Source organism: Mesorhizobium denitrificans (assembly GCF_003403035.1).
Classification (GTDB): domain Bacteria; phylum Pseudomonadota; class Alphaproteobacteria; order Rhizobiales; family Rhizobiaceae; genus Mesorhizobium_G; species Mesorhizobium_G denitrificans.
Genome location: NZ_QURN01000007.1, coordinates 143,354 through 165,099, shown reverse-complemented (window position 1 = coordinate 165,099; position 21,746 = coordinate 143,354). Strand labels below are relative to the sequence as shown.

18 protein-coding genes are annotated in these 21,746 nt (G+C 59.4%); 9 read left to right on the top strand and 9 right to left on the bottom strand.

The window, feature by feature from the left end:
- Positions 1-44: 44 nt before the first annotated feature.
- The 3 genes from DY251_RS11205 (at position 45) to carB (ending at position 5,470) form a co-directional block, all read left to right on the top strand.
- Complete coding sequence (locus DY251_RS11205; protein ID WP_116623983.1) at positions 45-1,394, top strand: Nramp family divalent metal transporter; 1,350 nt, start codon at positions 45-47, stop codon at positions 1,392-1,394.
- Positions 1,395-1,465: 71 nt separating this feature from the next.
- Complete coding sequence (locus DY251_RS11200; protein WP_116623982.1) at positions 1,466-1,831, top strand: SH3 domain-containing protein; 366 nt, start codon at positions 1,466-1,468, stop codon at positions 1,829-1,831.
- A 159-nt stretch (positions 1,832-1,990) separates the two neighbouring features.
- Positions 1,991-5,470, top strand: coding sequence for a carbamoyl-phosphate synthase large subunit (gene carB, locus DY251_RS11195; protein WP_116623981.1), 3,480 nt, complete (start codon positions 1,991-1,993; stop codon positions 5,468-5,470).
- Positions 5,471-6,037: 567 nt separating this feature from the next.
- Here carB and DY251_RS21925 read toward each other — a convergent pair.
- The gene (locus tag DY251_RS21925; RefSeq protein ID WP_342633565.1) at positions 6,038-6,880 is read right to left on the bottom strand and encodes a transglycosylase SLT domain-containing protein; all 843 of its coding nucleotides are present in this window, start codon (positions 6,878-6,880) and stop codon (positions 6,038-6,040) included.
- A 183-nt stretch (positions 6,881-7,063) separates the two neighbouring features.
- Between DY251_RS21925 and DY251_RS11185 the strand changes: the two genes are divergently transcribed.
- On the top strand, positions 7,064-7,609 hold the full coding sequence (locus tag DY251_RS11185) for a methylated-DNA--[protein]-cysteine S-methyltransferase (protein WP_116624060.1): 546 nt from the start codon (positions 7,064-7,066) through the stop codon (positions 7,607-7,609).
- 152 nt (positions 7,610-7,761) lie between these two features.
- On the opposite strand, the gene DY251_RS11180 is transcribed toward DY251_RS11185, so the two are convergent.
- From DY251_RS11180 to DY251_RS11170, 3 genes are all read right to left on the bottom strand, one after another.
- A complete protein-coding gene (locus DY251_RS11180) occupies positions 7,762-8,088 on the bottom strand; it encodes a hypothetical protein (RefSeq protein ID WP_245415925.1) in 327 nt (108 codons plus the stop codon).
- 81 nt (positions 8,089-8,169) lie between these two features.
- A complete protein-coding gene (locus DY251_RS11175) occupies positions 8,170-8,967 on the bottom strand; it encodes an EAL domain-containing protein (RefSeq protein WP_116623980.1) in 798 nt (265 codons plus the stop codon).
- Between the two features lie 15 nt (positions 8,968-8,982).
- Positions 8,983-9,885 carry an EAL domain-containing protein gene (locus DY251_RS11170; protein WP_116623979.1) on the bottom strand — a complete coding sequence of 301 codons (903 nt, stop codon included), beginning with the start codon at positions 9,883-9,885 and terminating at the stop codon, positions 8,983-8,985.
- 172 nt (positions 9,886-10,057) lie between these two features.
- On the opposite strand from DY251_RS11170, the gene DY251_RS11165 reads away from it, so the two are divergent.
- From DY251_RS11165 to msrP, 3 genes are all read left to right on the top strand, one after another.
- Entirely contained in the window at positions 10,058-11,260 is a 1,203-nt protein-coding gene (locus DY251_RS11165; protein ID WP_116623978.1) for a pyridoxal phosphate-dependent aminotransferase, read from the top strand.
- Positions 11,261-11,636: 376 nt separating this feature from the next.
- Positions 11,637-13,688: an elongation factor G gene (locus DY251_RS11160; RefSeq protein WP_116623977.1), complete on the top strand. Its 2,052-nt coding sequence runs from the start codon at positions 11,637-11,639 to the stop codon at positions 13,686-13,688.
- Positions 13,689-13,863: 175 nt separating this feature from the next.
- Positions 13,864-14,823 (top strand): protein-methionine-sulfoxide reductase catalytic subunit MsrP, encoded by a 960-nt coding sequence (gene msrP, locus DY251_RS11155; RefSeq protein ID WP_116623976.1) that lies wholly within the window; start codon positions 13,864-13,866, stop codon positions 14,821-14,823.
- A gap of 353 nt (positions 14,824-15,176) precedes the next feature.
- Here msrP and DY251_RS11150 read toward each other — a convergent pair whose 3' ends face one another.
- Together DY251_RS11150 and trxB are read right to left on the bottom strand one after the other, a co-directional pair.
- Positions 15,177-16,073: a LysR family transcriptional regulator gene (locus DY251_RS11150; protein WP_116623975.1), complete on the bottom strand. Its 897-nt coding sequence runs from the start codon at positions 16,071-16,073 to the stop codon at positions 15,177-15,179.
- Between the two features lie 106 nt (positions 16,074-16,179).
- Positions 16,180-17,154: a thioredoxin-disulfide reductase gene (gene trxB, locus DY251_RS11145; protein WP_116623974.1), complete on the bottom strand. Its 975-nt coding sequence runs from the start codon at positions 17,152-17,154 to the stop codon at positions 16,180-16,182.
- A 203-nt stretch (positions 17,155-17,357) separates the two neighbouring features.
- Here trxB and DY251_RS11140 point away from each other — a divergent pair, with 203 nt between their 5' ends.
- Positions 17,358-17,852, top strand: coding sequence for an Lrp/AsnC family transcriptional regulator (locus DY251_RS11140; protein WP_116623973.1), 495 nt, complete (start codon positions 17,358-17,360; stop codon positions 17,850-17,852).
- Positions 17,853-18,058: 206 nt separating this feature from the next.
- Here the strand turns inward: DY251_RS11140 and DY251_RS11135 are convergent, their stop codons facing one another.
- Positions 18,059-19,150, bottom strand: coding sequence for a glycosyltransferase family 4 protein (locus DY251_RS11135; RefSeq protein WP_116623972.1), 1,092 nt, complete (start codon positions 19,148-19,150; stop codon positions 18,059-18,061).
- 3 nt (positions 19,151-19,153) lie between these two features.
- On the bottom strand, positions 19,154-19,627 hold the full coding sequence (gene greA / locus DY251_RS11130) for a transcription elongation factor GreA (RefSeq protein WP_116623971.1): 474 nt from the start codon (positions 19,625-19,627) through the stop codon (positions 19,154-19,156).
- A 248-nt stretch (positions 19,628-19,875) separates the two neighbouring features.
- On the opposite strand from greA, the gene DY251_RS11125 reads away from it, so the two are divergent.
- A complete protein-coding gene (locus DY251_RS11125) occupies positions 19,876-21,009 on the top strand; it encodes a PQQ-dependent sugar dehydrogenase (RefSeq protein WP_245415924.1) in 1,134 nt (377 codons plus the stop codon).
- Here DY251_RS11125 and DY251_RS11120 read toward each other — a convergent pair whose 3' ends face one another.
- Entirely contained in the window at positions 21,010-21,558 is a 549-nt protein-coding gene (locus tag DY251_RS11120; RefSeq protein WP_116624058.1) for a tetratricopeptide repeat protein, read from the bottom strand.
- Positions 21,559-21,746: the final 188 nt, after the last annotated feature.

The following is a 21,746-nucleotide window of genomic DNA, read 5'->3' as shown; positions in this document are numbered from 1 at the left end:
ATATAGTTGCGAATGATTTGCAATTGCGGTTTTAGGTTCACATAATGGATGCCGGGGTTGGTCCGCCGAATGACGATCTGCGAGGCTGGATAAAGCCGCGCGGCGACGCCTCGTTGTCAGATGTCCACGGCACAGTCGCCGTCTCGCGACAAGGTCCAAGCTGGAAACGCGCGCTTGCCTTCTTTGGCCCGGGCTATCTGGTGGCGGTCGGCTATATGGACCCCGGCAATTGGGCGACCTCCATCGCGGGCGGTGCCCAGTTTGGATATATCCTGCTGGTCGTCGCTCTGGTGTCCAACATCATGGCCATCATCCTGCAGGCTCTGTGCGCGCGCCTCGCCATCGGTTCGGGCCGCGATCTGGCGCAAGCCTGCCGCGATGCCTATCCGCTTCCCGTATCGCTCATGCTCTGGTTGCTTGCGGAAATCGCCATAGTCGCCACTGATATTGCCGAAGTCATCGGCACGGCAATCGGTCTGAACCTGTTGTTCGGTCTGCCGCTGGAAATTGGCGTCATTATCACCGCGCTTGACGTGTTCCTCATTCTTTATCTGCAGAAGCTCGGCTTCCGCTGGGTCGAGGCCTTCATCATCACCCTGCTTGGCGTCATCGCCATATGTTTTGCGGTCCAGATAGCGCTTGCCGATCCGAACTGGGGTGATGTCATTCGCGGCTTCGCGCCCACCACCGAGATCGTCACCAATCCGCAGATGCTTTATCTCGCGCTCGGCATTCTTGGCGCTACCGTCATGCCGCACAATCTCTACCTGCATTCCGGCATTGTGCAGACCCGCGCTTACGGCCATTCCGTCGAGGAAAAGCGCGAGGCGCTCAAATTCGCCACCATCGATTCAACAGTCGCGCTCATGTTCGCGCTGCTAGTCAACTCATCGATTCTGATCCTTGCCGCCGCCGCGTTCCACAACACGGGCAACACGCAAATCGTTGAACTCGGCGAGGCTCACGCGCTGCTGTCTCCATTGCTCGGCGCGGCTATCGCCCCTGCCCTGTTCGGCATCGCACTCTTATGCTGCGGGTTGAACTCGACCGTGACCGCCACGCTGGCGGGGCAAATCGTGATGGAAGGCTTCCTCAACATCCGCCTCGCGCCGTGGCTGCGCCGTCTCATCACGCGCGCCATCGCGATCATCCCGGCGGCAGGCGTCACCATCTGGTACGGCGACGATGGCACCGCACACCTGTTGATCCTCACGCAGGTCGTACTGTCGCTCCAGCTATCGTTCGCGGTGTTCCCGCTGGTGTTCTTCACCGCCTCAAAGTCGAAGATGGGCGCGCTCGTCGCCCCGCTCTGGCTCACAGCGATTGCAATGTTCATCGCGTTCGTCATCGCGGCGCTAAACATCAAACTGCTGTTCGATTTCTTTATGCAATAGGCACCCCTCCACCAAAAAACGGTCTGGCACTATGCGCATCATGCGTGCAATCCTGAGCATCTCGATTCACCATGACAAATCTTCGCGCTCTTTCTTTTCTGATCCTGGCTTTCCTGCCTTTCCCGGCGGGCGCGCAGGATGCTGCGAGCGTGTCTGACGTCCCGGTCGTTGAAGTCACCGGCGTTGCGCCGAATGACCTGCTAAACCTGCGTGCGACCGCATCAGCGGGCGGCCTCATCATCGCCCGCTTTGAAAACGGCGCGATGTTGAACAATCTGGGCTGTGCCGATGTGAACGGCATAAACTGGTGCAAGGTTCAGTATGTCGACGACCCCAAGCTGCAAGGCTGGGCGCCCGCGCGTTATCTGCTGGATCCTGCCACTGCGGGCATACAGGACGCGCCGATGGAAGATATTCCGGAAGAACCTGCGCAATAGCGCGACAAACCATTCATGGAAAACCGCATTTGCGGCCTTCCCACGCTGCGACTCCTACCCTATAAGGCGCGCCTAGCCTGACAATATATTGTTGCGTGCGAGCCGGCCGGTCCTTCCCCGCGCCGTGTTTCCGCGCAAGCTCACAAGACGGATACCTGCATGCCAAAGCGCACCGACATCAAGTCCATTCTGATCATCGGCGCGGGGCCTATTGTCATCGGTCAGGCGTGTGAGTTCGATTATTCAGGCACACAGGCGTGCAAGGCGCTGCGCGAGGAAGGCTACCGCGTCATTCTGGTCAACTCCAATCCGGCCACCATCATGACCGACCCGGAGCTTGCGGACGCCACCTATATCGAGCCGATCACGCCGGAAGTTGTCGCCAAGATCATCGCGCGCGAACGCCCTGATGCACTGCTGCCCACAATGGGCGGCCAGACCGCGCTGAATACAGCGCTCTCCCTGCGCCGCATGGGCGTGCTTGAACGCTACAATGTCGAGATGATCGGCGCAGACGCTGACGCTATCGACAAGGCCGAAGACCGCGCCCTGTTCCGCGAGGCTATGGCCAAGATCGGGCTGGAAACGCCGCGCTCCATGCTCGCCAACGCGACCGAGGTAAAGGACGCCGATCGCAAGATGCACGAGGCCGAGCGCGCCAAGCTCAAGGCCGCGAGCCCGGCCGATCTCGACGCCGAGCTGGACGCGCTCGAAACCCGCTGGAACCTTGGCGAGACAGATCGCAAGCAGCGCTATATGGCGCACGCGATGGCCGTCGCCGCGCAAGCGCTGGACCATGTCGGTCTGCCCGCCATTATCCGACCGTCCTTCACGCTGGGCGGCACGGGCGGCGGCATCGCCTATAACCGCGCCGAGTTTTTCGACATCGTTCAATCCGGTCTGGACGCCTCACCAACCACCGAAGTGCTGATTGAGGAGAGCGTTCTCGGCTGGAAAGAATATGAGATGGAGGTCGTCCGCGACACCGCAGACAATTGCATCATAGTCTGCTCCATCGAAAACATTGATCCGATGGGCGTACACACGGGCGATTCGATCACCGTCGCCCCTGCCCTCACGCTGACCGACAAGGAATATCAGGTCATGCGCAACGCCTCGATTGCGGTGTTGCGTGAGATCGGCGTCGAAACGGGCGGTTCAAACGTGCAGTTCGCGGTTAATCCCGCCGACGGCCGCCTCGTCGTCATCGAAATGAACCCGCGCGTGTCGCGTTCCTCCGCGCTCGCTTCCAAGGCCACCGGCTTCCCCATCGCCAAGATCGCGGCAAAGCTGGCTGTCGGCTACACGCTGGACGAACTGGAAAACGACATCACTGGCGGCGCGACCCCCGCCAGCTTCGAGCCGTCCATCGACTATGTCGTCACCAAGATCCCGCGCTTTGCCTTCGAGAAATTCCCCGGCGCAGAGCCCGTGCTTACCACTGCCATGAAGTCGGTGGGCGAAGTCATGGCCATTGGCCGTACCTTCCAGGAATCGTTGCAAAAGGCCCTTCGCGGTCTTGAAACCGGCCTCACCGGGCTGGACGAAATCGAAATCCCCGGCCTCGGCCAAGGTGAGGATAAGAACGCCATACGCGCCGCGCTCGGCACGCCCACGCCCGACCGCCTGCGCATGGTTGCGCAGGCCATACGCATGGGCACTTCGCTGGAAGATGTGCACCAGATGTGCCGCATAGATCCGTGGTTCCTCGAACAGATCTCCGGCATCGTCGCGATGGAAGCACGCATACGCGAGCACGGACTGCCGCAGGATGCCGCCAATCTGCGCATGTTGAAAGCGATGGGCTTCTCCGACGCCCGCCTCGGCTCGCTCACGGGCAGCGATGCCGACACCGTGCGTGCCGTTCGCCAGAAGCTCGACGTGCATCCGGTCTACAAGCGCATAGACACCTGCGCCGCCGAATTCGCCTCCCCGACCGCCTATATGTATTCAACCTACGAAGTTCCCTTCGCGGGCGAACTGGCCGACGAGGCACAAGTCAGTGACCGCAAGAAAGTCGTGATCCTCGGCGGCGGTCCGAACCGTATCGGTCAGGGCATCGAGTTCGACTATTGCTGCTGTCACGCGGCCTTCGCGCTGCGCGAGGCGGACTATGAAGCCATCATGATCAACTGCAACCCGGAAACCGTATCGACCGATTACGACACGTCGGACCGCCTGTATTTCGAGCCGCTGACGGCCGAAGACGTGCTGGAAATCCTGCGCGCAGAACAGGCGAAAGGCACGCTGCATGGCGTCATCGTGCAGTTTGGCGGCCAGACCCCGCTCAAGCTCGCAGACGCGCTTGAAAAGGCGGGCATTCCAATCCTTGGCACCTCGCCCGACGCCATCGACCTGGCGGAAGACCGCGACCGCTTCCAGAAGCTGCTCAACAAGCTCGGCCTCAGCCAGCCGAAGAACGGCATCGCCTATTCCGTTGAGCAGGCGCGCACCGTCGCGAGCGAGCTGGGCTTCCCGCTCGTCGTGCGCCCGTCCTACGTTCTTGGTGGCCGCGCCATGCAGATCATACACGACGAAAGCCAGTTGCAGTCCTATCTGCTGGACACCGTGCCCGGTCTCGTGCCTGAAGACATCAAGCAGAAATACCCGAATGACAAGACCGGCCAGATCAACACCTTGCTCGGCAAGAACCCGCTGCTGTTTGACTCCTATCTGTCGGGCGCAATCGAGGTTGACGTGGACTGCCTGTCCGATGGCACCGCGAATTATGTCGCGGGCGTCATGCAGCACATTGAAGAAGCGGGCATACATTCCGGCGACTCTGCCTGCTCGCTACCCGCCTATACGCTCGACAACGAAATGGTTGCCGAACTCGAAAGGCAGGCCAAGGCGATGGCATTGGCACTCAAGGTCGGCGGCTTGATGAACGTGCAGTTCGCCATCAAGGACGGCCAGATTTACGTTCTCGAAGTGAACCCGCGCGCCAGCCGCACGGTGCCGTTCGTTGCCAAGGCCATAGGCCGCCCCATTGCCAAGATCGCCGCCCGCATCATGGCTGGCGAAACGCTCGACGCCGCCTTCGCGCATTACGGCAAGAAGGTAGACGCGACCGCGCTCAAGCACATCGCCGTAAAGGAAGCCGTATTCCCCTTCGCGCGCTTCCCCGGCGTGGACACTCTGCTCGGGCCAGAAATGAAATCGACCGGCGAGGTCATGGGTCTCGACACCGATTTCGCGCTGGCCTTCGCAAAGAGCCAGCTAGGCGCCGGCATCGACCTGCCCCGCTCCGGCACGGTGTTTGTGTCCGTGCGCGATGAAGACAAGAACGGTATATTGCCCGCCATCAAGCGTCTTGCAGATCTCGGCTTCCGCGTGCTCGCCACCAGTGGCACGCAGCGTTACCTCGCCGAGCACGGCGTCGCGGCTGAAAAGGTCAACAAGGTTCTGGAAGGCCGTCCGCACATTGAAGACGCCATCCGCAACCGTCAGGTGCATCTGGTGTTCAATACCACGGACGGCCAGAAGGCTGTCTCGGACTCGAAGTCACTGCGCCGCGCAACGCTGATGCAGAGGGTTCCATACTACACGACACTCGCCGGCGCCGCCGCCGCAGCAGAGGCAATCGCCGCACTCAAAGCGGGAAGCTTGGAAGTCAGGCGGTTGCAGGAGTATTTTTAAGACGCCTTGATTTGCCGCGAGCGCATTTGACTTAGAGGTACGTACGCGGCTTGAACGCGTTACATTCCAAGCTCCGGACGATATCGCTCAAGGAATTAGAATCATCTCAAACTGCGAATTGTGGAACGACGTTGCTAAACATCAAGGCGCATCGGAGGCTACGAAAGTGTCCCGTGCAAAGAATATGCGTGCACAGTTATCGTTGATCGTGGGGAGAAGGCACAAAATAGTTCATGAGGGAGACTTGCAACAAACTGTTCCGCGAACTCCTTGGCCTATCGCTCGCGGCGACGTGGATTTAGTCAAAAATTTTATCAATGACTTAGTAATTTCAATTGAGGCGGTGGCGTAGTGATCACGTTCACGAAGCCTCATCCCAGATCAAACAATGCGGCTCTTAATCACCCACTTTCAAGCATAGTGCTTTTGGGTTTGCCTTAAAAACCACATCTTGTGTGGGATTGACCGACAGTTCAACCAAACGAGCACCTCAGCTGGCGGCGCTGTGCAATACCGGCACAACAAGTGACATGCCGGAACTTCTCTCAGCCCTGCCTCAGCCCAGCCTCAAAACCGGCTGCGTTTGCCGCGGTCGTTGCCTAGCCCGGTTTCGTCGAGCAGGCCCATGCGCTTGGCGTCATAATAATAGCCGCGCTGGTAGAGGCGGTCGGCAACGTCTTCGTTGCCCTTGGCCACCATGTAAGCCCCGCGCAGATAGCGCACGGCATATTTCAAATTCGTCTCAGGATCGAGCAGACCGGCAGCCGTACCGACATAGCCCATGCCCTTCGCGGTCGCGTGGCTGATCTGCATCAGCCCCCAATACTGGCCGTTGCGCGCCTTCGGGTTGAGCGTGCTTTCGCGCTTTGCCACGCGGCGCACCAGCGATTCCGGCACTTCATAGTGCTGGGCGTAGCTCTTGATGAGACTGTCGAGTTCCGGGCTGCGCGCGGCGACGGTGCCGTCCGGCCCAAGCTTTCCGTCCGGCGCTTCCACGGCCATCGGGCGCATCCGCAGCGCCAGTCCCCCGGGGTCCAACCCATCATCCGCAGAGGCCAGCACAACGGGCGGTGTACCTGCCTGCGCCAAGGCCGGCTGTGGCGTTGCGGGTTGCGGCAAGGCTGCCGCCGCGTCGGGATTGCTAATCGTCCCGCCCGCATAGGCGGTCGGCAATGCGGCGCTTTGCTCGACATCGGCAGCGAGGCTGCGCTGTCCGAGGTCAAGACCGGCGAATGCAGGATTGGATTCGGGTAGCGACGCCACGACCTCCGGCAACGCCGGATCGTCCGGCAAAACCGCCGGTGCAGCGTCGGCCAGATTGGGCGTGCTGGTGCCGCTCGTCGCGCAACCAGCGAGGCCGCTGCATGCGGCAAGCAACGCCGGCACTATGAAAATCCGCAGTCGCTGCAAGCGGGCCCATCTCCAATGTTTAACGGTCCCTTACATGAGGTGATGGGCTGCGGCAACCATTTGCAGGAAACGGGTGGCGCAAATGTCGCAGCGGGCCTACCAAAACCGCTCGAATCAACTACAATTGTTCATGCTTTGTACTTGGTCGAACCTGTGCTAATCTTGTGTTTGAAGGATTTGCTCATGCCTCACCATATATTTGAATCGGCGCTGGGCTGGATGGGAATCGTGTGGCGAGCAGAAGCGATCACGCGCCTTTGCACGCCGCAGAGCAGCAAGGCCGCGATAGAAACACGGCTGTCGCGCCACGGCTCACCGGCTGATTCCGACGCCATCCCGCCGTCCATCGCCAGCGCGATTGACCTGCTTAAGCGTTATGCGGCGGGCGAAACCGTGGATTTCTCCGCCGTCGCGGTCGATCTGGGCGATGTGGATGCCTTCCGGCTCGCCATTTACGACGCAGCGCGCAAGCTCGGCTTTGGCGAAACCACCACCTATGGCGGTCTGGCCACTGCCGCCGGTCATCCGGGAATGGCGCAGCAAACCGGACAGGCACTCGGCCAGAACCCGGTGCCTATCATCGTGCCTTGCCACCGCATTCTCGCCGCTGGCGGCAAGATCGGCGGCTTTTCCGCTCCGGGCGGCTCGCGCACGAAGGAAATGTTGCTGTCGCTTGAAGGTGTGCAGGTCGGCCCGCCGCCGCCCGCACAATCGGCTTTTGTTTTTTAGCGCCACCATCAGCGCCAGCCCGGATTCAGATCAGGCTGCGGTGAAAATGGTGATTTTCAAGAACCGGAGCGGAGTGTACTTTTCGTACATGAGCACCGGAAGCGCAGAAAAACGACATTTGCAGACCGGCCTCATCTGAATCCCACTGAATCCTAGCGATCATGCAGCCAGAAGCGCATATTGTCATAATCCGGCTGCACACATTGCTTGACGGTGCAACTCGGATTGTCCGCCGTCGGCACGGATTCGAAGCTGGTCACCTCGCCCAGCTTGCAGAACCGCCGGTCACTGACATAGCGCCCATATAACGGCAGGCCAGGCGTATTGCGCGATTGCCAGCGCAAAATCACCGCACCTTCGCGGTTAACTGTCGCCTGCACCTGCGCGCAGCTCATGCGCATGGTTTGATAGCGCGAAATCGCATTCGCTTGGCCGATGGTCAGCACCATCAGTGTTGTGGCTATAAGCAGCTTCATCATGGCGAAACCTCCGCCCTTTCGCACTAATCTATCAGCTAGAAATGCGGCGAAGCTCTGTCCGTTCCCTGCGAGCAGTGCGCGCTAGCCCAGACGCGAGCGCCGTGCAAACGGCACGACATTCGGCACGGTCAATCCCGATACGGCAAGCGGTGAAAGATCCATCACCGCGCCGGCGGGCAGTGCAACGCCCAGCGCATCGCCAGCCAGATAGTCGGCCTCGATCCCGAGCGCCGCCAGGGTTTTCGCGCGCCCGTCAACATCGGCAACCATCACCTGCGCGCCCACCTCGTGACAGGAGGTCACGAACCGCCCCAGCAAAGCCGCCAGCGCATCGCTTTTTGCCGCGCGTTCCAGCCAGTCGCCCTCCATGCGGATCGTATCCGGCTTCACCGCTCCAATTGTTTCGGAAAGCATAGGATCATCCAGCCGCGCCACCAGCCCGATGCGGATTCCGCAATGGCGCAGATGCTCGACAGAATCGGTGTCTGCGCTGCTCACGAATACGCTGATTTGCTGGTGTCGTTCGTTGGCCAGATCCTGAAGCATATCAACCGCCAGTCGCAGCCCTGTCCCCGAAGCGCTGGGAAAATCCACGAAAAGGTCGAGCGCGTCGGCATCGCTGCGCGCGTGGTTGCGAATTGCCAGCGTCAGCGCCAGCAGTTCAAGCGCCTGCCGGGCGGCGGCTGATGGCGTATTGCCCAGCACCGCTTCGGCCGAAACGTCCCTGCCCTCAAGCGATATGGCTGCGATGCCCTGAGCGGCCACCGGAAATAGCCTTTCGTCCATGCGGGCATAGACCGGCCGATAGCGCGCTCTAGCCCGGAATTTGCCAAGCAACGCAAATTCAATACCTACTTCATCGCTGAGAATGGTTTCCACCGGCAGCGCTTCTCTTTATCTTTGCCTGCGCACGCGGCGCCCAAACACACGGCGACGTCCACCGCTTTCCGCCACCACTTCGCTTGCCACATCGTCCTCAAGGATCTCGCGTAGAGCGGGGCCATCCGAAATTTCGAACGATTCAAAATTGGCCGGAACCGTTTGCGGTCGTCCCAGCGCATAGCCTTGCACCATCGAGACGCCGCATGTTTCGGACACTTCCACCTGCCACGGTTCTTCAAGCCCCTCGAACAGTGTGCTGATGCCACGCGACTCGAACTCGCCCACCATCGCTTTCAGCAGCGCGATGCCCGCGCTCGTTTCCATCAGCCGCGAAATCCAGAACCCGTCGAACTTCACAATATCCGGCGACAATTCCTGGATCCGGCTCATGTCGGAATCGTCAGCGCCATAATCATCGACGGCAATGCGAAATCCATGTTCGCGCAGCGCCTTCACCAGTCCTACAAATGTTTCGTCAGAGGCAACCTGGTTTTCCGTCACCTCACACACGATCCGCTGCGGGTCGATTTGCGCCTCATGCAACACAAGGCGCATGTCGCGCAGCGCGCTGTCGGCCAGCGAGGGCTCTACAAAAACACCCGGATCGAAATTCACGAACAATGAGCAATTTTCGTTCAGGCATTGCGCGGCGTTCAGCAGGTGCAAATTGCGGGTCAGCGTTTCAACGTGATAGCGCTCCAGCGCTGTGAACGTGCTGAAAAACGCGGGCGGTGAAAGCTGCTCGCCATCGCGCGTGGGTCGGATCAGCCCTTCAAATGCATAGGGCGTCAACCTGCCATTTGCGAATGTGAAGATCGGCTGGAACGCGCTGCGAAGCTGATACAGCCCCCACACGCCGAACCAGGTGCGATCGTCCGCTCGAACCAGATGGGAAAGAGCCAAACTGCGCGCCAATTAAGACCCCGAAACCGTTACTCGCGTCCACACTACAGCCACAGGGTTTGACCGGGCGTTAATTTGGGTCATCAGATTCTTTGCTTTGTCTTATTTGGTTGCCAGCAATGTGCTTGCAATGCGCTGCCCACGGGACAATAGAAGCACCCGGCATTAATCGGAGCCCAGACACATGGCATTTCTTGCAGACGCCCTTTCTCGCGTGAAGCCTTCCGCAACCATCGCGGTCACCCAGAAAGCGCGTGAGTTGAAAAATGCGGGACGTGATGTGATCGGCCTTGGCGCGGGTGAGCCGGATTTCGATACGCCCGACAATATCAAGAGCGCGGCCATCGACGCGATCCGCCGTGGCGAGACGAAGTATCCGCCCGTGTCCGGCATTGTGCCGCTGCGTGAGGCGATTGCCGCCAAGTTCAAGCGCGAAAACAATCTGGATTACAAGCCAGCGCAGACCATTGTCGGCACCGGCGGCAAGCAGATACTGTTCAACGCCCTGATGGCGACAATCAATCCGGGCGACGAAGTCGTCATCCCCTCGCCCTATTGGGTCAGCTACCCGGAAATGGTCGCCATTTGCGGCGGCACGTCGGTGTTTGCGCCCACTACCATCGACAACGGCTTCAAGCTCAGCGCCGAAGCGCTGGAAAAGGCGATCACGCCGCGCACCAAGTGGCTGATGCTGAACTCCCCTTCGAACCCGTCCGGCGCGGCCTACACCGAAGCCGAGCTTCGTGCGCTGGCAGATGTGCTGCTCAAGCACCCGCAGGTGTGGGTATTGACGGATGACATGTACGAGCATCTCACCTATGGCGATTTCGTTTTCCGCACCATCGCGGAAGTGGAGCCGAAGCTTTACGAGCGCACGCTCACCATGAATGGCGTATCGAAGGCTTACGCCATGACTGGCTGGCGCATCGGCTATGCCGCCGGGCCGATTGAACTCATCAAGGCGATGGACATGATTCAGGGTCAGCAGACCTCCGGCGCATGCACCATCGCGCAGTGGGCGGCAGTGGAAGCACTGAACGGGCCACAGGATTTCGTCAGGAAAAACAAGGCGATATTCCAGAACCGGCGCGATCTTGTCGTATCCATGCTGAATCAGGCACGCGGCATTGAGTGCCCGTCGCCCGAGGGCGCATTTTATGTGTATCCTTCCTGCGCAAAGCTGATCGGCAAGAAAACGCCGGGCGGCAAGGTCATCGACGGCGACGAAACCTTCTGCTCCGAGCTTCTGGAGACAGAGGGCGTTGCGGTGGTATTTGGCACAGCCTTTGGCCTTGGGCCGAACTTTCGCATTTCATACGCAACGTCCGAGAAGCTTCTGGAAGAAGCCTGCACCCGCATCCAGAGATTTGCTGGATCGCTGGTTTAGGAGGTCGCAAGAGCGCCCCTCATCCGCCTGCCGGCACCTTCTCCCACAAAGGGAGAAGGGGGCAATTGCGATGCCTCGCTCCTTTCGAAGCGCTTGCGATTGAAGCCAGCGTTGACGCTTCTGCCTTCTCCCTTTGTGGGAGAAGGTGCCTGCGGGCGGATGAGGGGTTTCTCGTCAGGTTTCATCTAGCAGCGGGATAAGGGGCGGAGCCTTGGTTTGGTAAATTCGCGCTGCCCCTTCCCTCTTGCCCTTCGCTGTCACAGTTGTACGATGCCTTATGGCTGTTGCCGGAGAAGGCTTCCGCCATGCGACGGCCGGAATGGCCAGTGGTTGTGACAGGCCGCCGCTCACCAACCCGATTGAGTGGAGGTCAGTCATGGGAAATCGCGCCGGAGGAAGGCGAACGGGGCCGAAATGCGTTGCCATTGTCGGTCCCTTTGCAAGCGGTAAGTCCACCCTGCTCGAGGCAATTCTAGCTCGCACCGGAGCCATTCCGCGACAAAACGCGATTGGGTCGGGCAACACTGTCGCGGATCACAGCGCGGAGGCGAAGGCTCACGCCATGAGCGTCGAGGCCACCGTCGCCACCACCACCTTCATGGGCGAAAGCCTGACATTCATTGATTGCCCCGGCTCCATCGAATTTGCCTATGAGGCCGAGCCGGTTCTCGCCGCCTGTGATGTGGCGGTTGTCGTCGCGGAAGCTGACGAAAAGAAAATCCCGGCCCTGCAACTTGTCATGCGCAAGCTGGACGATCTTGGCGTGCCGCGCATCCTGTTCCTGAACAAGATCGATCGCACGGCGGGCGGTGTCCGCGACGTGCTGAAACTCCTGCAACCCGCCAGTTCGCGCCCGCTGTTGCTGCGTCAAATCCCGCTGCGCAAGGATGGCAACGTCATTGGCTCCATCGACCTCGCTTTGGAACGCGCCTATGTCTGGCGCGAATTTGCCGAAAGCGAAATCACCGAAATCCCCGGCGATGAAAAAGCGCGCGAGATCGAAGCGCGCTTCCATATGCTGGAAACGCTGGCCGATCACGACGACCTGCTCATGGAGCAACTGCTGGAAGACAAGGAGCCACCGCGCGACGAGGTGTTTGACGATCTTTCGGCAGACCTTCGCGATGGCGCCGTCACGCCTGTGTTCATCGGCACCGCCGAAAAGGGCAATGGTGTGCTGCGCCTGCTCAAATCCATCCGGCATGACGCGCCCGATGTCACGGCAACTGCCAAGCGCCTCGGCGTGCCGGAAAAAGCAGGCACAGTCGTGCAAATCATGAAGACCATCCACACGCCGCATGGTGGCAAGCTGTCTGTCTCGCGTGTCTTGTCCGGCAGTGTTTCGGATGGCACGGAGCTTTACCTGCCCGGCGGCAATTCGGTCAAAATCTCAGGCATCTACACGCTGCTCGGCACGGCGCAAACCAAGACCGGCTCCGCCGCGATTGGCGAAACCGTAGCCCTCGGCAAGCTGGACGAGGCCGCCACCGGCCAAACGCTCACCTCTGCCAAATCCGGCATACAGCCGCTGGCAGAGCTTGCCGCCCCGCAGCCGGTTTTTGCGTTTGCGCTGCGTCCGAAAGAGCGCAAGGACGAGGTCAAGATGTCGGCCGCGATCCACCGCCTCGCCGACGAAGACCCCTCCCTTACGCTCGAACACAATCAGGATACGGGCGAAACGATCCTCTCCGGTCACGGCGAGATGCATCTGCGCGTCGTGCGTGAGCGGCTGGAAGGACGCAATCAGATCCCCATCGAAAGCAGCGAACCTTCAATTCCTTATCGCGAAACGATCCGCAAATCAGTGACGCAGCGCGGTCGCCACAGAAAGCAGTCGGGCGGCCACGGCCAGTTCGGCGATGTCGTGATCGACATCAAGCCTTTGCCGCGGGGCAGCGGGTTCGAATTTACGGAAAGCATCACCGGCGGGGTCGTGCCGCGCCAGTACATTCCCTCGGTGGAAACTGGAGTGCGCGACTATCTGAAATCCGGCCCACTTGGCTTTCCCGTCGTGGATGTAGCGGTCAATCTTCAGGACGGCTCGTATCACACAGTGGATTCGTCGGATATGGCGTTCCAGATGGCGGCGAAACTCGCCATGAAGGAGGGCATGGCGATGTGCAATCCGGTCTTGCTGGAACCGATCATGAAGGTCGAAATCTTCACCCCATCCGATGCCACTGCCAAGATCACCGCGCTTGTCCCGCAACGTCGCGGCCAGATTTTGGGCTATGATGGCCGCGAGGGTTGGCCCGGCTGGGATGTTGTCGAAGCAACCATGCCGCAGTCGGAAATCAGCGATCTCATCATCGAGCTTCGCTCGGCCACGGCGGGCGTCGCCAGCTATCGCGCCACATTCGACCACATGGCCGAGCTAACCGGGCGACTGGCCGACGAAGTCATGAACGCAGCAGGAAAGGCGGCTTGAAGGCACGCAAATCTCGCACGCTCACCCCTCCCTCCCCTCGATGGGGAGGGTGGCCCGCAGGACCGGGCGGGGTGACCTATCACCGGATGGTGTGACGCAATACATCGCAAAAATCGCCGCAGCGATGTAACAATACGCATAGCCGTCGCGAAACACGGGCAAAGGAGTATCCGTCATGGCTGCCATCCATCGCCGTCCGTCGTGGGCAATTCCTGAAAGGCTCGCCACGCCTGAGTCCATATTCCTCAATCGCCGCGCGATTCTCGCAGGCATGGGGCTTGGCTTGGCTTCCGCCCTACTCCCGACAAAACCGGCGCGCGCGGAATCCGATCCCACCGCTGATCTTTATCCGGCCAAGCCGAACACGGCTTACAAAATTGACCGCTCGATCACGCCGGAAGAGATCAACGCCAACTACAATAATTTCTACGAATACGGCACGTACAAGGAAATCGCCGCCGAGGCACAGCAACTCAAGACGCGACCGTGGCAAGTTGAAGTCAGCGGCCTCGTCGCAAAACCCATGACTGTCGATTTTGATGATTTCGTCCGTAAGTTCCCGCTGGAAACGCGCCTTTACCGGCACCGCTGCGTGGAAGCATGGTCCATGACCATCCCGTGGGCGGGTTTTCCGCTTAAATCGCTGGTTCAGGCGGTCGAGCCGCAATCCTCCGCCAAGTTCGTCCGCTTCGAAACTTTCCTTGATCCGGAAATGGCTCCCGGCCAGAACAATTTCCTTTATCCGTGGCCATATATCGAAGGCGTAACCATTGAGGAGGCGATGAACGACCTGCCGTTCCTCGTCACAGGCGCTTACGACAAGCCGCTCGCCAAGCAGTTCGGCGCGCCATTGCGGCTGGCACTTCCGTGGAAATACGGCTTCAAGTCGATCAAGTCGATCCGCAAGATTACCTTTGTCGAGGAGCGCCCGATCGGGCTTTGGGAGGCCATCCAGCCGAGCGAATATGGCTTCTGGGCGAATGTGAACCCGGAGGTTCCGCACCCGCGCTGGAGTCAGGCTCAGGAGCGCGTGCTGCAAACCGGCGACCTGATCCCTACGCAATTGTTCAACGGCTACGGCGAACACGTCGCACATCTCTATAAGGGCATGGACCCCGCGACGCTCTATATGTGAGCCCACCCCAACCCCAAAAAACAAAAAAGCCGGATCAGTTGATCCGGCTGAGTTTGTTGGAAGTGCCTGTTAGGGCCAACCTCCAGAGGGGAACACTCACCGAGCGCTAATGGGAGGAGGAACGCGCTCAGGAGATGATTGATATATGAGCGGGTAATGCATCTTTATCAAGCAATGATTTTGCATCGCTTTTATGCAAAAACCGCTTGGCTGTGGCACAATGAACGGCCAACCCTTTAGTACCAGTCCATTTGGGCTATCGATTCCAGCTTAATTTTTGCGCTGCAACAAAATATGCATATAATTTGTGCAGCGCAACATCTCTGCTGACCCAAGGTCTTCCTAAACAACCGTCAATACGACCAGTTGCGGGCCTTATTGATCACAAAATCCCTGAAAGCGTGCAGTTTTGCCTGATTTTTCATGGCTTCGGGATAGGCGAAATAAGTGTCAAACGACGGCACTTCAGTCTGCGGCAGAAGCTGCACGAGCCCAGCTTCCTTGCTCGCCACATAGTCAGGCAGCATCGCGATGCCCGCCCCGGCCTGCACAGCTCTTTTGATTGAGATGACATCGTTGATTTGCAGCGTCGCCGTGCGCTGTCCGCTTTCAAAATCGCCGACCGTTTCCAGCCAGTTCAATTCAGACAAATGCGCAGGCACAGGCACGCCGAAAGTCACAATTCGATGGTTCTTGAGATCGTCGATGCTCTCCGGCTTTCCATGCTGGTTCACATAGGTCGCCGCGGCATAGAGATGGAAGTGAACAGTGAACAGCCGCCGCTGGATCAGGTCCGGCTGTTGGGGCTGGCGCAGGCGGATTGCGCAATCGGCCTGCCGCATTGTCAGGTCCAGCTCCTCATTTGCGAGGATGAGCTGCACCTGAATTTCTGGATACATATCAAGGAATTCGGGCATCCGCTCGGTCAGCCAGCCGGCGCCGAGGCCCACCGTTGTCGTCACTTTCAGCAGGCCAGACGGGCGATCCTTCGTTTCGCTCAACCGCGATTTGATGCTTTCGAGCTTCATCAGCACGTCATGCGCCGTGCGGAACAGCAGTTCGCCCTGCTCAGTCAGCACCAGGCCGCGCGCGTGCCGGTTGAAAAGCGGCACGCCGACATCGTGCTCAAGCGCGCTCACCTGCCGCGAAATTGCAGATTGTGAGAGCTTTAGCGTCTCAGCCGCATGGGTGAACGACCCGGCTTCTGCTGCGGCGTGAAACACGCGTAGCTTGTCCCAATCCAGTGCCATATCGTCCCCTCGTTGATCGGCCTCTTGGCGGGCCTTTCAAACAATCATCTATTAGAAAGCACTATAGTTTGACCAAAGATAGGCCCGTAGTTCAGAAAACTCTGAGCTACTCGGCCGCCTCACGATGTACCTCAACGCCTGCCAGATATTTCTCGGCCTCAAGTGCAGCCATGCAGCCCATGCCTGCTGCAGTCACTGCCTGCCGATACACATCGTCCGTCACATCGCCTGCCGCAAATACACCCGGCACATCTGTGCGCGTGGAATCCGGCGCGGTCCACAAATAGCCGTTTGCCTTCTGCTTCAGCTTGCCAACGAAAAGTTCAACCGCAGGCGCGTGGCCGATTGCCACGAACACGCCATCGGTCGGCATTTCCGTCACGGCGCCCGTCACGACATTCTTGAGCTTCACGCCCGTCACATAGGCAGGCAGTGGAGGCTTGCCGGGGGTTCCGGTAATTTCGTCCACGACGCTGTCCCAGATCACACTGATATTTTCCTTGGCGAAAAGCCGCTCGCGCAAAATGCGCTCGGAACGGAACTCCCGGCGGCGATGCACAACCGTGACGGATTTCGCCAGATTGGATAGATATAGCGCCTCCTCGACAGCGGAGTTGCCGCCGCCGACCACAACAACATCCTTGCCGCGATAGAAAAAGCCGTCGCATGTCGCGCACGCAGATACACCAAATCCCTGGAATACCTGCTCGCTGGGAATGCCCAGCCATTTGGCCTGCGCGCCCGTCGCGATAATCAGCGCATCGCAGGTATATATCGTGCCGGAATCGCCCGTCAGACGGAAAGGCCGCACATCGAGATCGACGTTGGTAATCACGTCGTTGACGATTTCCGTGCCCACATGTTCGGCCTGCTTGTGCATTTCGCCCATCAGCCACGGTCCCTGGATCGGGTCCGCAAAACCGGGATAGTTTTCGACATCGGTGGTGATGGTAAGCTGCCCGCCCTGCTGCAAGCCTGCCACCAGCATGGGCTTGAGCATTGCACGGGCTGCATAAATCGCGGCGGTGTAGCCAGCCGGCCCTGATCCGATAATAAGAACGGGTGCGTGCTTGGTAGACATGGAAATCTTTCAAAGGACCGGACGCGCCGGCTTCGGCCAAATAATGCGAAGGCGAGCTTATAAGATAGGTGCAGCCATGCGTCACATGCAAGGCTTAGCCGCCAACATCCCCTGAAAGCTTTTGCCGAACCTGTTTTCTTGACGACAGAACTGGTCTACAGCGTCACGAAAGATTCTTGCGCGAATGGTCGGAGATTTGAAATATGCCGCTAACAGCGGAGTTGGACGCCACCGACTGGAAAATCCTTCGCGAATTGCAAGATGATGGCCGCATGACCAATGTGGAGTTGTCGCGCCGCGTTGGCATTTCGGCCCCGCCCTGCCTGCGTCGGGTCAAGCGACTTGAAGACACTGGCGTCATTCAGGGCTACCGCGCGCTATTGAACGCGCAAATGCTTGGCGCCGATGTTGTGGCCTTTTGCCTCGTCGGGCTGCTCAATCAATCGGAAACCGCCCTGAAATCCTTCGCGGAACTGACGCGCTCATGGCCGATCGTGCGAGATGCATGGATGGTGTCCGGCGATTCCGATTTCATGTTGCATTGCGTCGCGACCGATCTGACGACGTTCCAGACCTTCGTGATTGAAAAGCTAACCTCTGCGCCAAACGTCGATACGGTGCGCACGGCGTTGACGATCCGTCAGGTGAAGAACGAGGGGCTCGTCGCCATTGACGAACAGGCAACGCGCACGCCTTAGAGCCCGCAGCAATGTGGCAATGCACCACTGCACAATCGCAGTAATGCACAATCGTAGCACTGAACAATCGCAGCAATCCGCTCCGTCATCCTCGGGCTTGTCCCGAGGATCTGCTGCGATTGTGACTTTCAGCACCCTCATCCGCCTGCCGGCACCACCCCGCCATCCGCTATGGTTCCGGGCCGGGTTGGGTGACGCGCAACACATCACCCCTTCACCCACAACCCCTCATACACCGCATTGATCCGTGCGGCTTCGCTCTCCAGCGGAAACTTCCCCCGCACGTGATCGACCGCGGCGCGGCCCGCAGCTTCGCGCGCGGCATCATCATCCATCAGCGCGCCGGTTGCGGCCACCATCGCGGCCAGATCGTCGCGCGGGATCAGCATGCCGGTCACACCATCCACCACCAGTTCTGGAAAAGCTCCGACATCGGTCGCAACCACGGTCACGCCGGTTGCCATCGCCTCCAGCGGCGTCAGGCCGAACCCTTCCCACCGTTGCGGCGCGACAAACAGCGAAAGTCCCCGATACCAGTCCGATATATTCGTATGCTCGCCCACGAACAGGATGCGCTGCGCCAGCCCCGCCGCCTCGACCTTTTCTTTCAGCGCTTGCTCGAATGTCTTGTGCTCCGCCGTCGCGCGGCCCGCAATAATCGCCGACCAACCCGGACGCGACGGCAACAGCGCAATCATCGCATCAACAAACAGGTCCGTGCCCTTCTGGTGGCGCACCCGCCCGAAGCAACCGGCATAGTGCTGCCCGCTGTCCAGTCCCAGCGCTTCAATCGCCTTCGCCCCATTCGGCGCAGGTGCAAAACGCGCCACATCGATCCCGTGCATAATCACGGTGTTTGGCACGTCGAGATAACTCGCCGTTTGCGCGCTGGTCGCAATCACCGCGTCCATCTGCCGGATCAGAAATTTTGTCCAGCCCTTGTGCTGCCGTTGAGACGCGGACGTAAAAACGAGCTTCAGCGGCGCACCGAGCCCTCGCAGCACCAACCCGCCGAGCATTTCCACGTTCCGCCGTGCGTGCCAGATGCGCGCGCGTCGCGATTCAGGCTTGCGCCACAGCGCGGGCAGTTGCGGCCAGCGCAAGCGCGGCAAATGTGCGGGCAAGCCTGGCCCAAGCACGGCAATGCCGATGCTTTTTGCCTGCAACGGCACAAGCTGGATAATCGTACTGGTTACGCCCGAAAGACGTCGCTTGAAGTTCGGTGCTATAACCTCAATCCGCGACGGATCAACGGACGCCGAGGCCCCATTGCCATCAGCGCCGCTCGCCTGTGCCATGAATCAGCCGAAACGAACGTTGAGCACCTCGTAGCCGCGCGCGCCACCCGGCGCGTTCACCTCGATGGTGTCGCCTGCTTCCTTGCCAATCAGCGCGCGCGCAATCGGAGAGGAAATCGAAATGCGACCCAGCTTCACATCGGCTTCCTGATCGCCAACGATCTGATAGGTCTTTTCTTCTTCCGTGTCTTCGTCAACCAGAACGACAGTCGCGCCGAACTTGACCTTGCCGCCGGTAAGCTTGGAAACGTCGATAACCTCTGCGCGCGCAATCAGGTCTTCGAGTTCGTGCACCCGGCCTTCATTGTGGCTCTGCGCTTCCTTGGCGGAATGATACTCGGCATTTTCCGAAAGATCCCCATGAGCGCGCGCTTCCGAAATCGCTTCGATAATGCGCGGCCGCTCCTCTTGCTGGCGCCAGCGCAGTTCCTCTTTCAGCGCTTCGAAGCCAGTTTGGGTCATCGGAACCTTGTTCATTCCCTAAGCCTTTCCTCGGACGGGCAGCACGCCCCTGCGCGATGCCCTAAGCACAAAAATAAAAACGGCCCGGCGGCCTTTCGGCCGACGGACACGTCGATATCCATCCGACAAAATATAGCAGGCCATTGCTAAAATTCCATTCTAAAATGAACTTGCGGGGTGTTCACCACATTTTGAGCGAACGTTATCATGCTCACAGGCATTCTCGTTGGTATGCGGCCATAATGTCAGGATATGCCTCAAACATGCAGAAATTCGCGAAATTTGCCTTCCCCACCTTGTTTGCTTCCGCCCTCGCCTTTCATGCCGCGGCAAGCGAGATCGGCACTGAAAAAGTGAAGATCAATGCCGACATCATTGCTGACGGCCTCGCAAATCCCTGGGGCATGGATTTCCTGCCGGATGGTTCGGTCATCGTCACTGAACGTGGGGGCGCCATGCGGATCATCGACAAGGCTGGCAAGAGCCACGCAATCGCGGCTGTGCCGAAGGTGTTCGTGCGCGGTCAGGGCGGATTGCTCGATGTGGCCGTCGCGCCCGATTTCGCTGATTCGAAAATGATCTACCTCACCTATGTCGAGCCGAGAAAACGGCAGTGGGGCACTGTGCTTTCCACAGCGAAACTGGTCGAAGAAAAAGGCCATTACTCGCTCGCCGAAAAGCAAGTCCTGTTGCGCATGAGCAAGCCCGGCACGACCAACCGGCATTTTGGCTCGCGCATCGTCATCGCGCCGGATGGCACCATCTTTTTCACCACCGGCGACCGTGGTCAGGGCGAGCGCGCGCAGGACATGTTCGATGAGTCGGGCGCTGTGGTGCACGTCAATGCGGATGGCACCATTCCCGCCGCAAATCCCTTCGCGGATGGCAAGAACGGCGCGCCAGCCATCTGGTCGAAGGGCCATCGCAACATTCAGGGCGCGACCTTTGACCCGCTTACCAAGAGCCTTCTCACTGTTGAACACGGCGCCAAGGGTGGCGACGAGTTGAACCATCCCGAAGCTGGCAAAAACTACGGCTGGCCTGTCATCTCTTATGGCGTTGACTATTCGGGCAAAAAGCTCGGCGTCGGCACCGAAGCGCCTGGCTATGAGCAACCCCAATATTATTTGGATCCTTCCATCGCCCCTTCCGGCCTTGTCAGCTATCAGGGCAACATGTTCCCGGAATGGAACGGCGACCTGCTTGTCGGCTCGCTCAAGTTCGGCGAGCTGGTTCGGCTCGATCGGGATGAAACGGGCAAGATCGTCGGCGAAGAGCGCATGTTGAACAATAAGTTCGGGCGTATCCGCGACGTGAATCTCGCGCCGGATGGTTCGATCTGGCTGCTCACCGACGAGGTTGACGGCGCGCTGATCAGAATCTCGCGCGCCGATTAATCAACCCTTCTGCTCGAACTCCGCGATTTCTTCCGAGAGATCGCGATATTCTTCGCAGGTCGTTCCGCCGCATAGCCGTTCGATTTCGGCAAGCTGCTCCTTTGCGGCGGGCAAATTGCCCATCTGCAAATGCGCCTCGCCCAGATATTCGCGAACCAGCGTGTAATCCGGCTTTTCGGCCAGCGCTGCCTTGTAATATTTCAGGCCAAGCTCGACACGGCCCAGCTTGCGGTTCGAATATCCGAGGTAGTTCAAAACGCGCGGATCGTTTTTGTTGGCCGCCAGTTCCAGCACGGCAATCGCCTCGTCATAGCGCTCCGCATTGGCAAGGTCGCGACCGGCTTCGTAGATGCTTTCGTCATCCACCGCACCGCGCTGTGCCTTCACGCATTTCTGCTTCTTTTTATCCCACACTTCGCCCTTCTTGCATTGGGCAACGGTTTGGCCCCCGCCTTCACCGCCACCTTCTCCGGCTGCCATTGCCGCCGAAGCAGCAAATGCCAGCGCCGCCGCACATAAAAATGTCGGCAAGTAACCGCTCGCCTTCATTTCTGGTCCTCCATTGCTCGGTCCTGTGAAACGAACGACGCCAGCCGCGCATATCATCCCGGACCTTCTGATTTCTTATTTGAGACGCACCCCTCATCCGCCTGCCGGCACCACACGGCAGGCGGATGAGAGGTATTTTTGAGCGATAGTTTTCAGAGATACAAACGCGCTGGCACATAACGCATCCA